This is a genomic window from Paenibacillus sp. LS-5 (assembly GCF_056121505.1).
In genome coordinates this window covers 246,092-267,057 of sequence record NZ_JBWAVA010000002.1, presented here as the reverse complement: position 1 = coordinate 267,057, position 20,966 = coordinate 246,092, and the positions used below count along the sequence as shown (strand labels likewise).

The following is a 20,966-nucleotide window of genomic DNA, read 5'->3' as shown; positions in this document are numbered from 1 at the left end:
ACACCTCCGTTTATTTACCGGAGGGCTTTGCGGCAGTCTTACGCGGCCTTGACGATTTTATGGCGCTGACTTGCGGCTCCTCCGGTTTACTTTCGTCTTCTTCCGAAAAATAGCCGTAGTCATTAACCAGAATCCTGCGCAGATCCTCGTCTTCAACCACGGCCATTCCATCGCTAAACTTGACGCCGATTGTCATCCCGTCATAGTTCGGGTTAGGCGTTTTGATTACGGACATCTGCGCACCTCCCGTTTACTTAGGCAATGATACCGGACAGACGTGCAGCGGACTTGCCGTCGAAGAGAGCGAGTCCAGTGTAAAACTCGATACGCGTACGGTAAGCCGGCTTTTCTTGCAGAAGGCCGAGGTCTTCAACCATCACGCCACCGTTAGTCAGACCGGATACGAACTCGTCTGCACCAAATTTAACGGCGTAGATTGAAGTTGTGTTGGTTGCTGTTCCGGCTGTTTCAGCGTGGCCGATTACCTTATTTCCAGCAGCGTTATCGCCTGCGTCGAACATTGGAACGCCGTTATAAGTAACGACCGGTTTACCGAAAGCATCCTCGCTTTGAGTGAAGTAGCCAAGCTTACGCGCAATTGAGTTGACCTTAATCATTGTCTTAGAATCCATGAACAGCGCGTCTGCTCTACCGCGAGTCTGATAAATCAAAGCGTCCAGAGCTTCGAGGAATAGGGCCGCGTTTGCTGCATCGCTTAGATCCAAACCGTTGGTGGCTGCCGTAATTAACTGACTACCGGTAAGGCGTTTCTTCAAGCCGTCGAATGATTTAGAATCAACAGCAGTGTCACCGTTGAAGAAAGTGTCTTGGAACTTGAAGGCCGCCGCTTTTGTTTTCAATGCCGTTTGAATTGCGCGTTGATCATTGATATTAGAGCGCGTTTGCTGAATAAATCTATCAACGTCAGCGTCCCCGCCCAGGATTACCAGGCTCTCAGTGACCGGGTTAACCGTGCCAGTGGACTCGGTGTAGGCTTCGTTAACGCCGCGAAATGCAACTCCAGGCAGCGTAGCCTCGCGATTGTACGTGTAGGCGTTGCCCTGAATGTCCATAAACGGCATAAGCTGCAGCACTGGTGCATTTTGCACGAAAGTCTCAATTACCCCTTGTTGAAGCGTGTTTTGTGAAAGTTTTGCGGATTCCAATAGTGTCAATGCCATTTTATAAATCCCCCTAGTTTTTTGTAATAAAAAAGAACCCATTTAGGGCCCTCTGCTATCTTATTTACCTGCAGCGTATCCTGCGGAAAGCTTCTCGCGAGTGCTAAGCCCGTCAGTTCCAGGCTTACGGCTCCCCCCGTTTGTATCCCCGCCAATTTGACGGCTTCTACCGCCGGCCGTGTCTGCCAGATATGGCTTAGACTCGATTAGCACTTTAATTACGTCTTCTATTCCGACTACATTGCCAGCATCATCAACTGTAACTGCGGACATGTCCGCGAGCCTGAACGCATCGTCAACTGCATCCGCCCGGATTTTCAGCTCTCCGGAGTGTGCCAGCGCCTTAAACTCCGCCTTTACCAACCGCGCGTTAGCCTCCTCAAACACTTTCGAGCGCACTTCTTCGGCTTCCTGAGCGCGTTTTTCGGCAGCCTCTTTCTCCGCTGCAATTGTAGCCTGCTTACCTTCCACCTCAGCGAGTTTTGCCTTGATATCGTCGTAATCTTCGCGTCCTTTTCGGTCACGCGCGAGACGGTCGGCAACAATGCGGTCTAGATCCGCCTGTGTGAACGTCTTGTCTGTTGGGTCCGGCGTTGGGTCCGGATCGGGATCGCCCTCCGCAAATAGCTGCAGATTCAACGGATATCGTGAGACTTTGCTACGTGTAAATTCGGTTTCCATCGTATTCCTCCGTCCGTTTTGAGCCCGTCGGCTATCGAATGGCTAACCGTAAAGTTTATCGCGTCAATTCACGTCTGGACGCGGAGCCTTATTGCTCCAATAACTTCGGATCACGTATTGGCGATAAAACGTGCCGGCATGACGGGTGAAACAGTTCGCGCCTCGGGATTTCGCCTACAAACGGAAAGTCGCCGGGCGCTTCCGGAATCAGCCTCACTATCCGGCCCTCCCAATTGCGGCAGGCATCCGAGGCACCGTGGCGCGACACTACCGCATAATAAGCCCCTCGTCCAATCGCCTCATTTGTCGTAGCTTCGCGATGTACTTGCGATAACTTTGTTCGCGCCAACATGTCGGTATAAACTTTTGGGTCCCAGCGCCTTCCGGCCGAATCAATTATTCCGGTATTAACGGAGTCGCCCAGCGTCCTCTTCATTCCGCTGAGAATATCGCGGCTAATCGTACGGTTGCCGTTAACCCCTTTCGCCATATTCCTCCGCAAAGAATCTGCGGTTGCCTGGCGGACTGCGCTCCGTACCTTGCGCTCGATATTCTGCGTAACCGCCAATACGTCCGCTTGTGTATCTGCTACGGCTGCCGCGACCATCTCGCGATTGATGCGGTTAAACTTCGCAATGTTCTCCGCCTCGGCCATGGTGTTCACAACGCCCAAATCGACGATCGCGCGGATTACTCCGTCGGTCGCCGCTTTTGGTACGTATTTTTCTACCCACGCCGCAGACTCCGCGTTGAGTCCGCTGAGTATCTTTGAAACTTCCGCGAGTGCGAACTTTGAATTAGCGCGGGATAGGCCGGTTAAGTCAAGACGGGAGAGTTCGCCAGTTATATCGAGTATTGCGGTTTTGAATGCGTGAACGAGTAGACCGACGTCGTAATCGTATTGCGGGTCCGGTATAACCATTACGCAGCACTCTCGCCGGTCTCATTAAATACTGAGGAGTCGACCGTTCCAGCCGTTCGCGATTCATCGTCGTCAATCCGCGCGATTGCTTGTGCGGCCTGTTCATCGTTCACTCCGTCCAACCGCTTAATCGCATCAGATACTGCCAATGTCGCTTTTCCACCCGTACGTATTTGCGCTATTTCTGCCATCTCGCGGGCGTCCGTAGGCAGTCCGTCTTTGAAAATAATGTGTGGCTTCGTCGGAGTATATCCGAGATCCTCACGGGACTGTGCGTGTTCTAATAATTGCGCGATGAAAAGCACCTCGATTAACGCTTTATCGAAATACTGGCGTTTACGCGTCGTCTTCGAAAGCAGTGGTCCCATCCGATATTTGACCGCGAGCCCCGTCGCACCGCTAGTTCCAGCGTTCTCTTTACCGAGAGCCACCGGAGGAAGTTCAGCGACGGTTAGCAGCGCGTCAATGAGCTTGTCTAGCTCTTTAAAAGCGGACTCAAGTTGTCCGTCCCAAGTAACGTACTGCGGTATAACGTCGTCTTTTCCTACGATCTCAAACACTTTAGCGTAAGCCGCTTTTTGCTGAGGCACGCCGTCGGGACCGTCTTCTAATACGCCAGTTGGGACCGCGAGAATTGGATCGGCGTGCTTATCCAGGATGCTAGATATCTGCGTAAGACGGTGATTAATCTCGCGAAGAAGCGCCCTATTCTCAGTAATGTCGTCGACGCCTTGCCAAGACGTATCAAGCGCAAAGTTAGGAACGTGAACTACTAGCGGAAGGGGTACGCCTGTCTCGATTGGATCGCCCGGCGCTTCAAGTTCCTCGGTAATATTCCACGAAATAACTTCGCCATCTTTAGTCGACTGCGCAGACATTGCATATTTAGCCGTAATGATCTCGCTCGGCTTATGCGTCTCTACGAAAAGTTCCCATTTTACAGAGTTCCCTTCGGTAACTTTTACCGGAACCGCGATATGATAAGCTGCGATTTTCTTATCGTTACCTGGGATAGTTTCCGGAAACACATACGCTGCGTTTTGCGCTTCGATTACGGCGCGGTAAGGATCGAGTGTCTCGGGTAAGGCCCCGCGATATTCCTGCGCCCACTTCACTTTATAGAACGAGTCGCCCCGATAGGCGTTACCGTAGGCCATTTCGTAATTGACAGTACCTAGCGCGTTGTCCTTAACAATACGCTCAAGGGCTTTTTGCTCTTTAGAACTGTCCTCACCAGCGCTATATATCGGAGACTCACCGAATAGTAGGTCTGCTGACTTTTTGCAGATTAACCCGGCATAGTTCGTATAAATAAACCGATGTTCTTCTGTTTCGAGTAACTGAGCAATTCGCCTAATCATGTCTTTGCTGCAGCTTATTAGTTCTGCATTCTCTCTGTACCGGGATATTCGGTCTTCGTGTTCTTTTGGTGGATAAATATGCCCTACCTCGAACAAGTCCTAACCTCCTTTTAAAGTCCTTTTGGTTTTCTCTGCCACGTCCGTCCGCGCCGCCCCGTTCCACCTGCGACCTCTACAGCGCCAGCCAGTGCATCCGGCAAATCGTCATGTGTCCCGGAAGGAAATTGCTCCATTTGCTCAAACAAGAGGCGGTGCGAACGGTTAAAACGTAAAAAACCACTCTCAATGAGTGGTTCCAATGACTCTATGCGAATTTCCTTTTTAGTGCGGGATATGACGGGCTTTAGTCGAGTGGTCCCGATGCGTTCTTTTGATAGCCGTTCCTGTAATTGACGATACATATCGTGCTGCGCGCCGACTGTTTCAATCGCAAAGACCTTATGCCCGTATTCTACGATTGCCGTAACAGACTGATCTAACGCAATATGTGCCGGACATTTGCGCGCCCAGGCGTCCAGTACATACATCACGCCGGTTAATCTGTCTTTTCCTATCGTAACGATAGCGTTATAGTCCGACCGGCTGTTCTTTCCTTGTGCGATATCCCAAAACGCGTATAATTCAAGCGCTCTAGGACGCCCCGATTCGTCAAATAAGTCGGATTCATCGTAATAGTGAAATACTTCCGGATTGAAAATCGCAGACTCTTCGTCAATCGGCGTGTTTTGATACTCGGTGTTGAATGCCTTCGATCCGTTTGCCCATTTCCACGTCATCAGTGTCCATAACGGCTGAACCGTAGGCCAGAGCACGACGGCTCCGCGATCCATTTCTTCGCGATTCGCTTCGTAATAAGCTCGTGCCTTTGCTACCGAATCCTCGTCGTCTGTATTTAGATAAATTGTGCGGCAATTGTCCCATAGATCGGCCCGCTCAGGCTCCTCGATTAGTGCTTTATATAGCTTCGCGTTGAAGTCAGGGCGCTTCATTACAGTTCGGAGCAAGGATTCAACATGTACGACAGTTCCCATATAGATAATCGCGGTCTTTTTACCTTCCGGATCTCCTAGCGGTACAACTGTCTGAGAGAACCAGTCCCGCAGTTTCAACCTCTGTTCAGGCGTTGCGGCGTTCGTCCTTACGTCCTCCAAATCATCGCAGATAATGAGATCTGGCCGTACGCCTTCCCAATTTCGGCCACGCAACGTTTGGTTACTACTTGCGGCCTCCATCTTCGTAAGTAAATGAGGTACTCCGTTAGGCTGCGGTTCCCATGCGATAAACTCCGTGGAGTTGTCTTTTGGATTTGCTTGCTGTTTCGGCGAAAGCAACGGCCCAAAATCGCGCCGGAGCTTTTCGTTACTTTTGAGCTGCCCCGCGATCCATTCAAGGTTACCGGTTGATACAGTAGGTGTCTCCGAAATATTAATGATGTACTTACGATGACGGTACGCTATCTCACGCAAGGGCTTAGCCTTTGATAAATACGATGATTTAGCGTGAGATCGCGGCGCCGCCCGCACTACCTTAGCGTTAATGGTCCGCATCGAAACGTTGTCCATTTCCTCGCAGATTTCACGGTGAAATGCGGGTGCTTCATCAAGGCTCACGATATCGAATCCGTCCCAATTACCCGCGTTACCCGGATTGCGCGTCTCCGAGAAGTATTCGAAAGCAAAATACAGCAGGTCTCCCTCCGCCCGATGAATCCGCGCTAATCGATCGATCTCATCTAAATATTGCGCAAGCTCCGATTCTTCTTCGTACGTCAACGTATCAAGGCTCGCGGTCATCGCCCCGATAAGTGCGTCGAGTCCCGAGATCATCTCGGCGCGTTCATCTCGTTTAATCCAGCGGTCATTTATCCAAGCGATATCCGCGCCACCTCCTTCGATATAATTGGCGCAAAAACGCAGCGCCATGTCAGCCCGTAGAATTGTCGTGGAATTAGCGTTTGTACAGTGTAACCTTCCGTTTATACCCTCCAAGGCTTACGCGGGCTAATTTAACGGTGATTCTACGGTAAAAACAAGCGTATGCCAGCGAGACTACGATACCGGCGGAAATAACGTAAAGTTCAAAGTTAATTTTGATTCGCGGACCGACACGCCACGAAACGTAGGCCCTTCGAGGGGTGCCGGGGGTGGGCCGCCCTCATAATTTTCCGAATGTATGATTTTGTATCTTTTCGTACATTCAAAACGTTGATTTTACTAGGGTTGCGTGTTATGATTGGCTCATGATAACGTAATCGTACATTCAACGTACTATTTCGTATGTAAAGGACGTGCCAAAGTGAACGAAAAGAAAGCTATATACGATGTCCAGCCGTTACGAAGCCGTGAGGAAATCGAAGACATGAAGCAATCACTCCGTCGCTGGTGTGGCGAACGCAATCTATTTATGTTTACCCTCGGAATAAATACGGGCCTTCGCGTATCGGATATAGTCACGCTCAAGGTCGCGGACGTCAAAGACAAGACGCACGTACGAATCGTTGAGCAAAAGAGCAGTAAGGTCCGCAACGTTAATCTCAAGGCGATACAGCCGGAAATCACTGCGTATACGCGCGGTATGAGCCCGGAAGACTGGCTGTTCCCTTCCCGTAAGGGCAACGGCCATATCACGCCGACACAGGCGTATAGGGCGCTCGTAAAGGCTGGCGAGATGATTGATCGTACGGATATCGGTACGCATACGATGCGTAAGACGTTCGGTTATCACCACTACAAGCGCAATAAGGACGTAGCCGCGCTGCAGGAGATATTCAACCATTCCGCGCCGTCCATCACGAAGCGTTACATAGGCATCCGCCAGGACGAAATCGACGAGTCTCTCGAAGGGTTTAAGCTGTAACGAGCGTAGGGTACGTAGTTAATGCGTACCCTTTTCGCTATTCCAAAAATTCTCGGAGGGCACGCGCCAGAGCATCGCAGCCGATGTAATTACCGCGCTGTAAGCTGTAGTCAAGACGTACCCATTCGCATTCCTTCATCTAATACACGCTAACACTGCGCCTCCCCTACGCTTTACACTTCCGGATTAACAGCGTCTCTGCGCGCTCTATACTCCGCAATCTTACGGTCGAGTTCTTCGCGGTCCAGTCCGGTTACATCCGTCTTCGTAACGTCCACTCTCTCCGTTAACATCTCGTTCATCGTTAGCAATAGCTTCGCAGCTGCAGCGTTACCGTCTCGAATAGCTGCGTCTGCCATTGCGTCGACTACTTCCGGCATCCGATCGAGGGTGTTCCGCGTAATCTGCTTCTTAAGCTCGCGTTCAAATAGCGGGTCCTTTAGCCAATCGTATACAGCCTGGCGCGATACACTTGCGGCCTCTCCGATCTGTTCCATCGTTAATCCTCCGCGCCTTGGTAGCGCAAGATAGTTCAGCGCGATAAGATGGTGCGCCTCTAACCGTTTTAATGCCACCGTTATTCCTCCCGTATATTAGCGCCTGAATGACGCTTATTAGTGTTTGTATTACCTTGCGTATAGAACGCCTAATTCAACGTATATTTAACGGTAGAAAGCGCAAATAAATAGCGCTACTCATACGCTCGGGCAAAGCGTAAGAACAGCGCTTAAATATGCGTTGCGTATATCGATACTTAACGTGATACTAGCGCTTAATAGATTCGGTATATAGCGCTATACCTGCGAAGTAAACTACGTTTATTTAGATCCGCGCTATTCCTTGTCTTTGCCTACATGAGATTCTTCTTTGATTAATCATCATGAATAGGTAATAGTTCAGTCCTTTGCAAAACCTATCTCAGTCACTACCGTTCCCTCGAAACTATTTTTATGCGCGATTAATCTATTAATCCTATTGTCCCGCAAGGATTCATGAGCGTAGCGAATTAATTCGATGCGGTAATGTTTTGTTTCTCTCTTACATCTTTCTCTCTTACTACTTTCTATCTTTACCGTGTGCCTAGGACGTACTAACCGTAATGCGCCCTGCGCCTACTACCAGTCGTACGCCCTGCACACACTAAGACAATTTAGGTCCATCAGGCGGCGTCCTCTTTCGCGCGTCGTCTCGGTTTATACACTGACAAATCCGGCTTAATAACTACGCCGTCCTCATCCACGATATAACCATCGTCGGTTATGCGCGGACAGAATGACGGAAAGTACCACTTAAAGCGCCGAGTTCCCTCGTAGTGGCTCGCTGTCCGTATAATCCCGTTAGTATCAAGGATATCCGCCAATAGCTTAACGCGGGGCCTGTCGATACGCAGCGCAGCCATAATCGCCTCATACGAAAGGAAACACGCGCCGAAACGGTCGTTGTGTGTACCGTCTGCGCGCGTGTGATTCCCGTCAATATACGATTGCAGAAGGAAGTACAACGCAACAATATCGCGTATCTCTGGCTTACGCTTTGAGCCCGCGAACACCTCGTCGTATGCTTCGGTTATGATGCGTGGGAACACTTTACGAATAAGCTCGCGATTGTACGTTTCATAACCGGCCGCCCCGTCTAGTAGCGTACGCTTATCATTAGGTAGCGGCTTAACTTGTTCAATCATCCGTATAACCTCCATTTATTGCGTATATTTGCGTTAGCTTGGCGTTACTTATTTGCGTCATATTCGTCTAAAGTGCGCTTAACCGCGTCGTCCTTAGCGAACAGCCAGAAGCGTCCGCCAGTCTTTTCGTTAAGCCCTACGCAGATATATCGGTGGCCGGCCGCTCGTAAAAAGTGGAACATAGCGGGCGAATAGCAATAAAGATAATTACTAGGCAACGAGCAACTCCCCTTTCAATCTACTTAAAATATCGCCGATCTCCTGAACAGATAGATCATACTTTATGCGGATCATAGGGACCCCTATCTTAGCGCAGTGATTATCTTTCCTGCGGTCGAACTCTTGCTGAAATACGAAATTATGGTCAGCTTTACTCGAGTCTCCTCCGTCAAAGACCGACGGACGGTAGTGTTGCTCCCCATCGTACTCGATAAATGCGATAGGTTCTCCGGAAATTCCTAGTATTGCAAAGTCAAACAGAAGAGGTCTACCACAAACTCCGATAACACCCTTCCTGCGCACTTGCGTTCTATATTCTAACTGGTAAAAATCTAGCCAGTATCTTACCGTCTTCTCACCTACGGACTCGCGATCACCTAGATCAACAACTACGTTTATGTCGTACATACATTTTGCGCAGAGGTCCATGCCGTAAATGCGATCCCTCATTACGAGAGACCATTTCCGCTGCCTCCCTACCTTGCCACAAGCGTCACATATGGGAGTAACTAACCTTTCGCACCCACGTGGTAAATCGTCTATTGATACCTCCAACCTCTTTACGCCGGGGTCAATAGTGTATCCCTTGTCTATGTAGTACTGTCGGTTGCGAAAAGCGGTACTTACCTCTATCGTCTTCTCTAAAATTCCCACTCTAACATCCCCTCCATCGTTAAAATAACGTAAGGACGTACGAAGGATACTCGTGCCTCCTGTAAGCGTAAATAAGCGCATGCCGCATGACTCTTCCGCCTTTTTCTCACTGTGGTTTACGCGTGGTTCAGCGGCAGTCTGCGCCCTTATTTCTTCCTGCGTAGTCTCTAGATATACATCCCTACGGATACATTTACGATGCCCTTTCCATAATTAATTTTCGAATTCTCAAAAGCCGCATTTTTACGGTTAAATAAGGCAGTCCGGTCTTCTCAGCCGCGTATTTCCGCGAGAGACGGTACTCACCGTTCGGAAGCACGTGGTAAGCTGAGCAATCCCCCGCAGCCATGTCCCCGTCTACGATGCCGATGAGCTCACGCATGAAATCCGCCTGCTTATTGGTCACTCGTTTAAATACGTAATTTTCCGAAGAGTTAACGCCCAATATCGTTCGGATCGCCCCCGCATAAAAAGGCGCAATCATTCGGCGGCGTCCGTCTACAGTAACCCTCCGCATTCCCTTTCGGCGCGCCTGGACGTCGTAGTAGCGTGTTAACAGAGCCTTATTGACGTATGTGACGATCTCCCTCGAACTACGGCTAACATCGACGTGTTTTAGCGCATATTCTAGTGCGCCGACCATGTCCGCCATAACCTCCGCCCGTATCCGCGTTTCCTCAGCGACGGCTTCCTGTTCAGTGCCTTCGGCAACGTCCAGGGCGCGTTGGTAGTGTGTAAACGAGCTGCGAAAACCTTCTTCGCGGAACCTTCGCTCTATTCGGCCGTTCTTTTCTCTTAGCCAGGCGGTTAGTTCCGGCGTTAAGACGTACTCATAGCCGTACGAGCATTGCCTTACGGGTTTGGCGGGGATGCGCATACCTAGGTCGAGTACCATAATAGATAGGTAGCGATTAATCTCCGAGTGAGCCCATTGCGAGTCCTTACGGACATAGTACGCTCTCTTGACGGCCTTTTCGCGGATCGCCTTTATCCGATATGCGATGTATTCCTCCGGACTCGTCAGATTAATCGAAATGTCTCGCGTGAAGTTCGTTTTATATCTGCGTGAGGTATTCGCTAAGAAGTCCGTTTCAACTTTCTCAAGGATTGCGTCGATTATGTAGCGGTCGCCGGCCGTTTGGTATGCGGATACTGCTTGACGAAAGTCCATCCGTATTCCCCCTCCGTTTGTTTATAGATATAGGGCATCCGCAAGTCTGCAGACACCCCTATGCGTGTTCCTAAGCACTTTTCCGCACACTGACGGAAATCTCTGGAGTCACTGTCCGTTTTTTGCTGCGTTCCGGAACCTTTCCGTCATGCTTACGGTAAAGTTCAACGATGAGGTCGATACCTGCTGGGGTTGCCTTAACGCGCTGTCTCAGTAGGTGGCCGTCTTGATAGTGCGGGATGATGCGGAAACACTTCTCGTAACCTTTACGCGGCGGGAAGCACTTGTCCACGGACCGCCCAAAGAGTATGCCATGTCCCTGAAGGAACTTCGTTAGGTCCTGCGCTTCAACTCCGCCGAGGAAGTGCTTACCGATCGTCGTGAACGTCGTGAGCCCCTCGGAGTCGAGGAACTCCGTGTATTTGTCCGCCTTCGGCTGGATAACAGCGACCTCCGCCTGTAACCTCGCACGTTCCCGCTGTTCGTGCTTGAGCTCTTGCAGCAGCCCGATCATAAGGTCCGGATCGCGAATGAGTTCTTCGAGTTTTGTCGGAGTGATGAATGCTTGGTGCTTGCGGATCGATGGTAAAATTTCTTCCGCAATTTTTAGTTGAAACGCCTCTGCTACCTCGTTCTTAGCCTTCATTGCAAGACGGTAAAAGACACTTTCGGGAATGAAGTCGTCTTTCCCAGCTCGTTGGGAAAATCCAAAGTTACGTAAATACGCGCTTACGGTTTCCCACCGGATGTACTCAACACCGGCCTTTATCTGTGTGAAGCCCAACCCCCGTGCGACGTCTTCTAGATTTAGAAACGCATTCCCGTTTTCGTCAAGGTAAGCCCGCACGCCCTCGATATTAATTACCTTTGTTAACTGTTCCATTACGATGCCTCCTTAATGAATGGTTTTATATTAACGACTAAGCGGCGTAAGGCAGCCGTGTCGGTATTGGCTGATCGACCATTACCTGGATATCGCCGTCATCCCCTCGGACACTAACGTCTGCCCCTTCTCGAACCCTACGAATCAGCGCCATACCCTCCGCAGTTACACCGGTGTAGCGCATAATGAACGGCGGCTCCGGAGTCTCCGTCACTTCGAACTCGTGGATAACGAAGTATTTCGGAATATAGCGCTGTAACGGCAATCCGAACTTACGCAGCACCTTGCGTCTGTAAAGGAACTCGCGCATAGTACGCTCATCCCAGCCGAGCGCCAGCGCTGTTTGTCCGAGTGTGAACGTCGCCGATCCGAAACGTCCGACAACGCAGCGATTATCGTTCATAGTAGCGTCTCCTTTATCGTTTGGTTTTATATAGTTAAGCGGTCATGCCGCCTATACCCCTTTATAGAAAGCTATCTTTGACCCTGCACACTTTCACTAACTAACCTGCCGATTGCTTTTCGCACACTCAGCGAAAATAAAATATCCGCCTACTCATATACTTACAGCCTGCGCAGCCTCCCGCACCATTTACGGTATTATCTACAGCGGCCGAGTCTGCTGACACACTTTCCGTATACTTTTACTGACACCGGCCGATAACACTGTGCGCACCACATACTTAAATTTCCGCCTATTGTATTAATCGTAGCCTGTACGGCCTCGCGCACCATCTACTGATTTACTTACAGTCTCCGAGGCTTCCCGCACCCTTACATTAATATATCCGTAATGACTTCGACCTCCCGCACCTTACCCTATATAATAGGACAGTATTTTCGTAGATTGAGACATTGACGTATGAAAAAGACGCCACCATTTACGGAAGCGCCTCGTCGATAAGTAAAAATAACCCAACAAAGGTGTTTCTGTAAACAAAAAAAATAAATTCAATATTTTGGAACCGTGAGAACACATGCGCGTATTACTTTTCATAACGTACGAACAACCCCGTATGCCCCCGGAGATGTCCGCAAGGGTATATGTGAACGTACACGGAGGATGCGCCACATCCGACGGTACAGTAATTGGCGATAGTAAATCCGGCCACCCGTTAAGACATTGGCGTGTCCCTGGCGTGAGTGACCGGATGTGATACGCAAGTATTTGGCGCTACTCACGTTGTTACGCGCAGCATTGGCGTACTGCGTAAGACTGAGGTTCATACCCGCATGGCGATCCGTGTTAACTCACTCCACAAGTGGATTCAGTAGTAACGCACGGTACGGGGTTAGGTTCACCGTGAATCTGAGTTGGCTGCCCAAAGTTGGACAGTGAGATTCTCCGCGTCGAGATCCTCCGGCTGCAACCGGTAGGCGCGGACATGGGTCTCCCCAAAGTTGGTTACACACTACGGACGTCAACGTTAGCGCGAAGACGGTCCGGTAATAGTTAACCCAGGCGGACACCTTGCGGGTAAATCTTAATCTCCGCCCATGTATCGTTAACCTCGCGGATGTACAAACGACGGCGATCTTTACGAGCGAGTCTGCGTGAATATTTCATACCGGAAGTTCCTCCGGACATTCAAAATGCGGAACAAGTGAGAGAAGGTACTGCAGCGCGGTCATACCGGTGAGACGGTCGGCCAGCTTCGGCAACGATTCGCGCGACAACAAAACGAGGTCAGCGCCTTTAATTCGGTACGAGTCGGCTCTATCCGCTGGCTCAACGATGCCCAGCGCGGTGCGTCCGTCTTCTGAACGGTAGAGTGCGGCGTTATTTGCTACGAGGATCCCCCGACTATCTTCCGGCTCCATTGCGCCGTCATCCGGAATCCAACGGACATTGATACGCGGGTACTTAGGCTGGGATGAGTTCGTCAATAGCGGCGACCTCCGTTTCTACGCGGACGATAAAGCCGAGTTCATGAAGTTGCGCGGTACTTACGGGCCGTCTGCCGGTGTAGGCGCGGCTATTTGTTGTGGGGAAATTGCGAAGAAATACACGAGGTAAAACAACTATCTGCTGCGTGCGACCTGGCGCGTTAATCCAAGTAACGATAAAATTACCGTTACAGTCGCGTGCGTATCCAATCTCAAACGTTTTTACCATGAATGACCTCCGCGTTTAAAGCCCGCCGGCTATTGTATGATTGCATTGCGGATTACCGCGACCATCCCGGCATCACCGGTAGGTTTCGGCCGGTATCCCTCCGGCTGCTTATCGAGCGGCATTATAGCGCTAACCCCATTTCGTCACACACGGCGCTAACCATGTCCCGTACGATAAACTGCAGCGCACTCATGCCTGCCCACCGTTCGATAAGCGCCGGCACAACGTCTACGGCCGCGCCGGTCACATCATCCGCAATCATTACGGAGTCATCACCGTTGTTTCCTTCGTAACAATCCGCGCTGGATTCGCTCTGACGGACGACCTGCGCCCATAGTGCGCCCTCGAATACGAAGATAGCGCGGTCATTGCCGACAAGATACGCCGGCAGCGTTTCGAACTCGCCGGGATCGAACGGGCCGAGAATCAGCGTTATAAGCCTCGCGTTCATAGTACGAGTTCCTTAACGATAATAGCGGCCAAAGTAACGGCGAATTTAAGACCGCTCCAAAGAGCAGACCGGAGAGCAGCGCGGCGATTACGGACGGCGGTACGAGAACCTGAACGGGATGGGTAGACAGCGGGGATTTCTACGGCATTGATCGGTATCAGATTGGGCATTTCGGTAATCCTCCTTTATAATCTTGAAACGTTATGGTATAATCTGCGTAATATTTATCAATAGTCAACATATCAATATGTCAACATGCTGTGCATTGATTAACCTTATATTAACCTCTCTTTTTCCGCATGTCAACATGTTGTGCAATAATATTTTATGAGGAGTGCCATACATATGGAAGACCTGCTAATACGCTGCCGTTTAGGGGATTTGATGAAAGAGAGAGGATTATCCAATAAGCAAATCGTCGATCTTACAGGAGTTAGCCGCAACACAATCACATCACTAGCTGCTAATGCTACTAAGCGCATAGACTACGACACACTTGGAGCGCTATGCCGGGGCTTGGGAGTATTGCCTGGAGATATACTTGAGTATATAAAAGAATAGTATAGGAGGTTATTTTATGGAATCAGTTCCGCGTAGTATTAAAACTAATGAGGACTTTGCTTTCTGCAGAGCTGCTGAGATAACGATATATGTTTTTGAAGTTGAGAATATTCAGAGCCCCATTGACCAGGGCATAATTACGGGCGGCGGATTTTTAGCCAACTACATAACAATTAATGGCACTTCTTACGAGACATCGAAGTACTTTTTCTCAACAGAGGAGTAGAATTGTTCTACGGCGAGCCTGAGCTTATGCAACCCTAACGAATACACTCCGCAAGGGTTAGCGCGGCTAATTCAAGGGTAAATCAACGCTCATATAACGATGAAAACGAACGTCAGGATAACGGATATCACTCCGCATCCTGGCGTTTTTATTATAGCGAGACCGAAATCCAATGATTCTCCATTGCATAAGAATAGTTTAGGCGCATATAATACGTACATATGTTCTTATCACGGAGGGTTCTACGATGAACAACCATATCAACGAAGAGAACGCGTTATTACGCGATTACATACTATTTCCGCAGCTCACATCTGCCGTTCAGCGCAGTATAGACGAACTTGATGACGTGCCTAACGTACTCAACCGGGCCTACAGCGCATCCGGTACGTTCCTACTACGTAAAATGACGAAAGACCTGGGCGAGAACCGCTTAGCACTTAGCCGCGCCGGCTTGCGAATTACCCGGACAGCCGAGCTTAACGGATTGATTCACGTTGAATTTACGCGTAAAGGTCAATCACAGGCGGAAGTATACGCGGTTGCCCGCGAGGTTTTGCGCGATGAAATGCGCGCGAGGATGGCGCAATATATAGCTGATTTTGGTGCGGCCGTTAGTGGAGCTCTTAGTTGAACGCAAATAAGCGCCAGCTCCCGGAAGGAACTGGCGCGAAAGATAGCGAATATTAACGTAATACCTAACGAAAGGACTACGTTAATGAGCCGATTTATGAAGCCGCTGACCGCTAACGTTCACTTTTATACCGCGCAGATAGAGCGATTGCCAATCGTAGTATTCATCGGAAACGAACTAGCGGGCAGCGGATTAATCGAAGATATATCGTATGCGGCCGTTAAGGTGCGGGGTGAGTATTATATGCGCGATTCCTGCACTTTTAAATACGCGAGCTAAACGGAAAAACTGCGGCTTACGCTGGGCCGATTGAGAAGTATACACTAGAAAGCGTGAAGATCGGCGGGGTATACTACGTCAGAAAATCTCACGTTACTACTATCGGAGGTAATGTATAGATGCCTACAACTGTGTTTTGGACTATATTCAGCGGCGCTACTGTGTACGTCTTTGGTCAGACCGTACATAGATACATACTGGACCCCTTATTAGAGTTTAAGAAGGCAAGGGCCGCAGTGGTCAAACACATTGTTTTAAATTCAGAAGTATTCACGTTAGAAAAAACGCAAAATGAGCGGTCATTTGAGTCAGTAAAAGAGCTCCGAAAAATCCTTATTGGAAAGTCTATCGAGATAGGTGGAGACTTGATCTCGACTTCCCGTTCCGTCCCTTTCTACTCGATTTTCGCTTTCTTTCTGCGATACCCGTCTTTAAGAGAGACACTTAAAGTTACTTCAGACCTCGTTGAGTTATCTGATAATGTGTCTAACCAGTCAAGCGTCAGTCATTATTTAGAAGAAAATAGGATTAAGGCATTCGACAGTCTGGCGAAAATACTCAAACTTAAGTTTACTTACTCAGACCTCCAGATGATTTCAAACGGTTATTTCATGAACGGTAAAAGTCTCGAGCATGTACTTAAAGACACTCCAAACGCTCTGTCTGATGAGGTCATGCGTGAACTCAAGAAACAGTCTAAATGAGAAACTCCGTAAACACCGGACTCCGCAACATCCCCGCGCGAGTCCAATTTCGCATTTTCACGCGAGCTCTAATGCGCGGCTCCACGTAAACGAAGTCGCTGTCCTCGCCCGTAATCAGCGCCTTACTGACGCCGTAAAATGCACGCTTATGCGTAGGCGATGCGCCGAACTCGATTATGCCAGCCGGCCGCATTTTACCGCGATTGTCCGGCACAGACGCGAGCCAGCAGAACTCAGCCTTCTTATATCCGCTAAGATAAACGTCAGCGTACGTCCAGTTAATGACCTTTTGCCACTGTGAAGAACGTTTTCCCGTTTCATATACGCTGTCCATCCGCTTGGCGACTACGCCCTCCATAGCCCGCGCCTGCATCTGCGTAAATAGCGCTTCGCCGGCGCCTTCAACGTACGGAGTCACGCCGAAGTGTGCGTTAGGTAACGTTAGGCCCGCAAGAATGGCCTTACGCTCCATTAGCGGCCGATTGCGCAGGTCCTCGCCCTTATAGCGCAGGATATCGAATATGACGTACGTAACCGGTAGCTCAGCGGTAAGCCGGCGGATGGTATCGGAGCGCCGCGCTTGGAACCGCGACATGACGGATTCAAAGTCAACCGCGCTGTTCTGCGGATCTACGCACGCAATCTCGCCGTCGAGCGTTATGTCGTGCGGAAAGAGTGCGCCGCTAATCTCCGGATACTGGCGCGTGCATTCGTTGTTATGACGCGTGTATAGGCGGACGTTACCGCCTGTTTGATCGTATATTAAACGGTGGCCGTCGATCTTCGGCTCGTAGATATAGCGCGAATCCGAGAACGGGGCGGCCGCAGTTTCAAGTAACATTGGGGAAATAAACACGTAATCACCTCAACGTTAATTATAACGCGCGGCTGGCGTTGATTGGCGCGGTAAGTTATGGAACGCGGAAAAGACCGGAGTGCGTCCGGCCTGCTCGTTATTCAAATATAACTAAGAATATCTTTTATGTTCTTGTACCCAGACCGTTCAGTTAACAGGTATTAAGTTATCAAATAATACTCCTAATGATCGCCCTACTATCGCCCCGGTATAATCGATAGGAACTGTCAAAAAACCCCTGAACAAGGTTATCATACTCAAGCATACACCATTTAACTATATCTCTTAAAGGCTTTAGATTATTGTACGCCAGTGAATAAACCTCATTTGAATATGAAGTTTCTTCCGCATGTCCTATTTGATTTCTTGTCCAAGTATAAATTGTCTCCGGATCTCTTTTATCAGGATTTAGCGAGCTTCTCCACTCTGTACTCAATCCCCTAGCGCGCTCCCATTGATAGATTAAAGTGTCATTTGTTAGTTGGCTTTTGCGATCGGACTTATCTCTAACAATACTGTCTAGGATACCGTACATATGGATAAATTTCAAAGCTTCATTATCTACTAAATTTGCATACCTATAGAGTAAAAGGTGCTTTTCTGAGACTCCTTCAAATTCTTTCACTTTATGAGATTCCAGTAATCTTCTCACTCCTACCGTCGCTGTTAAATCTGATGGGGTAATAACCTCTCCTCCTAACCAAGCATATAGAAAGTTTAGCGGGCCAAATATCACATTGTCGTAAGCTAGACATATTTGGGCTAAAATCTTAGACGCCACCCTATTCGCTTCAACACGCGCACTGTCGAGGTTGGATATATTGTTAAAGTAACATCTTACATAAACTATTTCCCTTTCTTTATTTTCATAGCTAATATCTACTTTAACAACGGGAGAATCATAAACGTTCTCAGTATAGATCTCGTTAATTTTTATAAAGCTAGATTCAACATAATAATGTATAAAATCACAAGCCATAACTGCCTCCTAAGTATTGAAGTATTTACTGACTTGTAAATTGGTGATATTGATGTAAATCGAGTTCTAAAGACATGAAAAGATCAAAATTAGCGAAAGTAGAACGCCAGTTACACGGACCTTACTCCCCGTTTCCTGGCGCCTCACTGTTGCGCCTGAATATAAATGAGCGTACAATTGCGTTAAGTAAGTACAGCGGAGTGATAACCGTTATCTTGGCGGATGGCCGGTTATTTTAGCTTCGCTTTTTTCTGTCGATTACAAGTACCAGGGAAGCAAACGATATCATTAGCGTTAGAGCATCATTCAGACTTAACATCTTCCTCACCTCCTTTGCATTTATGTAAAAACTCTTTGTTAGTTAAATCAATTCAGCTACCCTATGCTTGATCCGGGCGCACATTCCGTCGGAACTTTGACAAACCGCGTTAACCCTCGGGATACGTCGCAATGAGGCGCCCGGATCAAGTGTGGAGGAGATTGCGGAATGGGCGGCGTTCGATGGCAGAAAGAAATAGCTCGTGATTATTTATGTTCATAGATTCACCTCCTGCTTTATACGCTCAAGGTGCCTTAATCCCTCTTAACATTGAGGCCCTCCGGACTTCATAAAAATCAGACACCTCAGCGGATAATAAATCTAACTGCTCAACACTAAGAATATCCCCGTTGTGCCTTTTCATCCAAGTGCGGGACCACTCCTGATAGGTGAGAGCATTCAGTTGTTGAATAAATTGTTCATGCTTTTCCGTTACCTCTTGAAAACTGACTTGATAGCTCTCCGAGAGTCGTATTATTTTCCTAGTAATATCCTCCAACGATTTTGATGCGTACCCAGCGGCCACCAGTAATGCTTCTTCTGACATGTCTAGTCCTTTCGCTATGAGCACTACACTTTCTCTTTGAGGTTCGCTTGTACCTCTCTCAATCTTGCTAAGCTGGGAAACGCTAACGCCTGTTCTATCTGCAAGATCTTTCAGCGTTAGTCCTTGCTTTTTTCTGTTTTTACGCACTATTTCTGAAAATTCCATGTTTATCCACCCCCTCAAAATTATCTTATCATGATAATAATTGAAGGGTCAACAGGAATATTATTATCTTGTTATGATAATTTTATAATGAGCTTCTACGGATTAAACTGCGCAGCTTCTTGCGCTAAATCCGTTTCCTGTACGATACCCCAAATCGGCAGGTACACGATTTCGACGCGTGTATCCTCGCCGTACTCCTCGGTGAGCGAACACAATGCGGAATCTTGTGTCTTTCCGTTCCTCCTTTTGTGGAATATGTTACCGTATCGGTTCGTATTTGAAAAACCTGATATTCTTCGTTATTCCACGATATTAGCCCATAATTGACGATTTTTATTTTTACAAGGGCGTGGGTGCGCGAGTTTGCGGCTCTCGTACATTATCGCCTATTCTCCCAAGATTGCGCCTATTTACACATTTTATAAAAACGCCGCAATCTCCTCCGCCGACATCCCGCCAGTTACCACGCGCTGCTCCTGCGCTGCCTTTGCCCGTTCCTTCCGGGCAATCTCCTCCTGTAGCTGCGGAATGATTCCGTTAATTTGATACGCCATGCAGAAGCCGGCGGTCAGCAGCGGATACTCGCGCCTCGGTTTATACCCCGCGAACGCAACCTCACAGGCTGCGCGCAGTAACTCAGGACCGTGCATGTCGATCGCCTCTCACAGTTCACGGTTGCCACGCTGCAGACCGTCAAGTCTGTGCTTAAATTTGTGTTTCCGTAGCTTCACTCGTGGTCATTCCGTTGACACCTCCGATTATAGATTTAACACGAACGATGTGCGAACGCCAAAATAGGCGATTTCGTACATTTAGCGGTATAAATTCGCTGGTAATTATTCCGAGGAATAAGGTACTTATACATAAATAGAATGATACAAACGATAATAGAGTGATAAATATTACAGCTTGTTCATATCAAAAATTACCATGCGAACATTTTGCCCATCCTCCCGAATTCATCCTTATTCTCGGGCGCTCTTATGTTTTCATCTCCAAAAACTCCCTTCGTCCGATACCTCGATTATATTGCCAACTCTCTCAAATAGTCTAAGTGAAAAAACAACTCATCTACCCTTTCCGCCATATACATTATCTGCGAATATCTCTCATTATCTCGTAGTCACTCCGTTTATCTTTACTTTTCCAACCTGCTTCCGGACCCTGATATTTAATGAAACCGCCGATTTTCCACGCTGGGCGCGGTTCTTCTCTATTAGTATTTTTCGGGCCGGTACAACAGAAACTTTGTAAAAGCCCGTGAGTGTGTCTAACTTGTGTCATAAAAGACATTACCCTCTTCACTTACGTTGCCTCCTCGTTCCCTTTGTTTCTCCGCAGGTACAATGCATATGCCGCTTGCTCCCGTCCACCTTGCGAGATTAGCGCTCCCACACGTATACACTCCGAGATAAATTCGTCACCTACGTCATCAAACGGAAGCCCGAGCATATTAAGCCTCCAGTGTACGAGAACCATAAACGAAGAAAAAGCCGGTCGGCCCTACGTGGGCTTTCCGG

At 48.7% G+C, this 20,966-nt stretch carries 27 protein-coding genes; 6 read left to right on the top strand and 21 right to left on the bottom strand.

Features of this window, described 5'->3' with window-relative positions; all coding sequences use genetic code 11:
• Window positions 1-10 precede the first annotated feature (10 nt).
• The 6 genes from AC0MA3_RS04550 to terL form a co-directional block, all read right to left on the bottom strand.
• Complete coding sequence (locus AC0MA3_RS04550) at window positions 11-235, bottom strand: hypothetical protein (protein WP_474655307.1); 225 nt, start codon at window positions 233-235, stop codon at window positions 11-13.
• Window positions 236-254: 19 nt separating this feature from the next.
• Window positions 255-1,181: a major capsid protein gene (locus tag AC0MA3_RS04545; RefSeq protein WP_379161360.1), complete on the bottom strand. Its 927-nt coding sequence runs from the start codon at window positions 1,179-1,181 to the stop codon at window positions 255-257.
• A 60-nt stretch (window positions 1,182-1,241) separates the two neighbouring features.
• The gene (locus AC0MA3_RS04540) at window positions 1,242-1,862 is read right to left on the bottom strand and encodes a phage scaffolding protein (RefSeq protein WP_379161358.1); all 621 of its coding nucleotides are present in this window, start codon (window positions 1,860-1,862) and stop codon (window positions 1,242-1,244) included.
• 88 nt (window positions 1,863-1,950) lie between these two features.
• Entirely contained in the window at window positions 1,951-2,784 is an 834-nt protein-coding gene (locus AC0MA3_RS04535; RefSeq protein ID WP_379161356.1) for a phage minor capsid protein, read from the bottom strand.
• Window positions 2,784-4,241: a phage portal protein gene (locus AC0MA3_RS04530; RefSeq protein ID WP_379161354.1), complete on the bottom strand. Its 1,458-nt coding sequence runs from the start codon at window positions 4,239-4,241 to the stop codon at window positions 2,784-2,786. The genes AC0MA3_RS04535 and AC0MA3_RS04530 overlap by 1 nt, the downstream gene beginning before the upstream one ends.
• A gap of 14 nt (window positions 4,242-4,255) precedes the next feature.
• A complete protein-coding gene (terL, locus tag AC0MA3_RS04525; RefSeq protein WP_474655306.1) occupies window positions 4,256-6,067 on the bottom strand; it encodes a phage terminase large subunit in 1,812 nt (603 codons plus the stop codon).
• Window positions 6,068-6,503: 436 nt separating this feature from the next.
• Here terL and AC0MA3_RS04520 point away from each other — a divergent pair, with 436 nt between their 5' ends.
• Window positions 6,504-7,001, top strand: coding sequence for a tyrosine-type recombinase/integrase (locus AC0MA3_RS04520; protein WP_474655444.1), 498 nt, complete (start codon window positions 6,504-6,506; stop codon window positions 6,999-7,001).
• A 173-nt stretch (window positions 7,002-7,174) separates the two neighbouring features.
• On the opposite strand, the gene AC0MA3_RS04515 is transcribed toward AC0MA3_RS04520, so the two are convergent.
• From AC0MA3_RS04515 to AC0MA3_RS04470, 10 genes are all read right to left on the bottom strand, one after another.
• Window positions 7,175-7,576: a hypothetical protein gene (locus tag AC0MA3_RS04515; protein WP_474655305.1), complete on the bottom strand. Its 402-nt coding sequence runs from the start codon at window positions 7,574-7,576 to the stop codon at window positions 7,175-7,177.
• Window positions 7,577-8,160: 584 nt separating this feature from the next.
• Window positions 8,161-8,682, bottom strand: coding sequence for a hypothetical protein (locus tag AC0MA3_RS04510; RefSeq protein WP_474655304.1), 522 nt, complete (start codon window positions 8,680-8,682; stop codon window positions 8,161-8,163).
• 210 nt (window positions 8,683-8,892) lie between these two features.
• Window positions 8,893-9,555, bottom strand: coding sequence for a hypothetical protein (locus AC0MA3_RS04505; protein WP_474655303.1), 663 nt, complete (start codon window positions 9,553-9,555; stop codon window positions 8,893-8,895).
• Between the two features lie 193 nt (window positions 9,556-9,748).
• Window positions 9,749-10,726, bottom strand: a complete 978-nt coding sequence (locus AC0MA3_RS04500) for a hypothetical protein (protein ID WP_474655302.1) — start codon at window positions 10,724-10,726, stop codon at window positions 9,749-9,751.
• A gap of 70 nt (window positions 10,727-10,796) precedes the next feature.
• Window positions 10,797-11,609: a phage antirepressor KilAC domain-containing protein gene (locus tag AC0MA3_RS04495; protein WP_474655301.1), complete on the bottom strand. Its 813-nt coding sequence runs from the start codon at window positions 11,607-11,609 to the stop codon at window positions 10,797-10,799.
• 37 nt (window positions 11,610-11,646) lie between these two features.
• Complete coding sequence (locus tag AC0MA3_RS04490) at window positions 11,647-12,012, bottom strand: hypothetical protein (protein ID WP_379161339.1); 366 nt, start codon at window positions 12,010-12,012, stop codon at window positions 11,647-11,649.
• A gap of 1,160 nt (window positions 12,013-13,172) precedes the next feature.
• Window positions 13,173-13,496, bottom strand: a complete 324-nt coding sequence (locus AC0MA3_RS04485) for a hypothetical protein (RefSeq protein ID WP_474655300.1) — start codon at window positions 13,494-13,496, stop codon at window positions 13,173-13,175.
• Window positions 13,474-13,725: a hypothetical protein gene (locus AC0MA3_RS04480; protein WP_474655299.1), complete on the bottom strand. Its 252-nt coding sequence runs from the start codon at window positions 13,723-13,725 to the stop codon at window positions 13,474-13,476. The genes AC0MA3_RS04485 and AC0MA3_RS04480 overlap by 23 nt, the downstream gene beginning before the upstream one ends.
• A 121-nt stretch (window positions 13,726-13,846) precedes the next feature.
• Window positions 13,847-14,176 (bottom strand): hypothetical protein, encoded by a 330-nt coding sequence (locus AC0MA3_RS04475; protein WP_474655298.1) that lies wholly within the window; start codon window positions 14,174-14,176, stop codon window positions 13,847-13,849.
• Window positions 14,173-14,346, bottom strand: a complete 174-nt coding sequence (locus AC0MA3_RS04470; protein ID WP_474655297.1) for a hypothetical protein — start codon at window positions 14,344-14,346, stop codon at window positions 14,173-14,175. Before AC0MA3_RS04470 ends, AC0MA3_RS04475 begins: the two co-directional genes overlap by 4 nt.
• Window positions 14,347-14,521: 175 nt before the next feature.
• Between AC0MA3_RS04470 and AC0MA3_RS04465 the strand changes: the two genes are divergently transcribed.
• The 5 genes from AC0MA3_RS04465 to AC0MA3_RS04445 all read left to right on the top strand — a co-directional run bounded on the left by AC0MA3_RS04465 (window position 14,522) and on the right by AC0MA3_RS04445 (window position 16,580).
• Window positions 14,522-14,737 (top strand): helix-turn-helix domain-containing protein, encoded by a 216-nt coding sequence (locus tag AC0MA3_RS04465; RefSeq protein ID WP_474655296.1) that lies wholly within the window; start codon window positions 14,522-14,524, stop codon window positions 14,735-14,737.
• A gap of 16 nt (window positions 14,738-14,753) precedes the next feature.
• The gene (locus tag AC0MA3_RS04460; protein ID WP_474655295.1) at window positions 14,754-14,963 is read left to right on the top strand and encodes a hypothetical protein; all 210 of its coding nucleotides are present in this window, start codon (window positions 14,754-14,756) and stop codon (window positions 14,961-14,963) included.
• 247 nt (window positions 14,964-15,210) lie between these two features.
• Window positions 15,211-15,597: a YhjD family protein gene (locus AC0MA3_RS04455; RefSeq protein ID WP_474655294.1), complete on the top strand. Its 387-nt coding sequence runs from the start codon at window positions 15,211-15,213 to the stop codon at window positions 15,595-15,597.
• An 84-nt stretch (window positions 15,598-15,681) separates the two neighbouring features.
• Window positions 15,682-15,876, top strand: coding sequence for a hypothetical protein (locus AC0MA3_RS04450; protein ID WP_474655293.1), 195 nt, complete (start codon window positions 15,682-15,684; stop codon window positions 15,874-15,876).
• 119 nt (window positions 15,877-15,995) lie between these two features.
• Window positions 15,996-16,580: a hypothetical protein gene (locus AC0MA3_RS04445; protein ID WP_474655292.1), complete on the top strand. Its 585-nt coding sequence runs from the start codon at window positions 15,996-15,998 to the stop codon at window positions 16,578-16,580.
• Here the strand turns inward: AC0MA3_RS04445 and AC0MA3_RS04440 are convergent.
• The 5 genes from AC0MA3_RS04440 to AC0MA3_RS04420 form a co-directional block, all read right to left on the bottom strand.
• Complete coding sequence (locus tag AC0MA3_RS04440) at window positions 16,573-17,436, bottom strand: ATP-dependent DNA ligase (protein WP_474655291.1); 864 nt, start codon at window positions 17,434-17,436, stop codon at window positions 16,573-16,575. The genes AC0MA3_RS04445 and AC0MA3_RS04440 overlap by 8 nt on opposite strands.
• Window positions 17,437-17,605: 169 nt before the next feature.
• Window positions 17,606-18,415, bottom strand: a complete 810-nt coding sequence (locus AC0MA3_RS04435; RefSeq protein ID WP_474655290.1) for a hypothetical protein — start codon at window positions 18,413-18,415, stop codon at window positions 17,606-17,608.
• 563 nt (window positions 18,416-18,978) lie between these two features.
• Window positions 18,979-19,446, bottom strand: coding sequence for a helix-turn-helix domain-containing protein (locus tag AC0MA3_RS04430; RefSeq protein WP_474655289.1), 468 nt, complete (start codon window positions 19,444-19,446; stop codon window positions 18,979-18,981).
• Window positions 19,447-19,865: 419 nt separating this feature from the next.
• Complete coding sequence (locus AC0MA3_RS04425; RefSeq protein ID WP_474655288.1) at window positions 19,866-20,096, bottom strand: hypothetical protein; 231 nt, start codon at window positions 20,094-20,096, stop codon at window positions 19,866-19,868.
• Window positions 20,097-20,751: 655 nt separating this feature from the next.
• A complete protein-coding gene (locus AC0MA3_RS04420; RefSeq protein ID WP_474655287.1) occupies window positions 20,752-20,898 on the bottom strand; it encodes a hypothetical protein in 147 nt (48 codons plus the stop codon).
• Window positions 20,899-20,966: the final 68 nt, after the last annotated feature.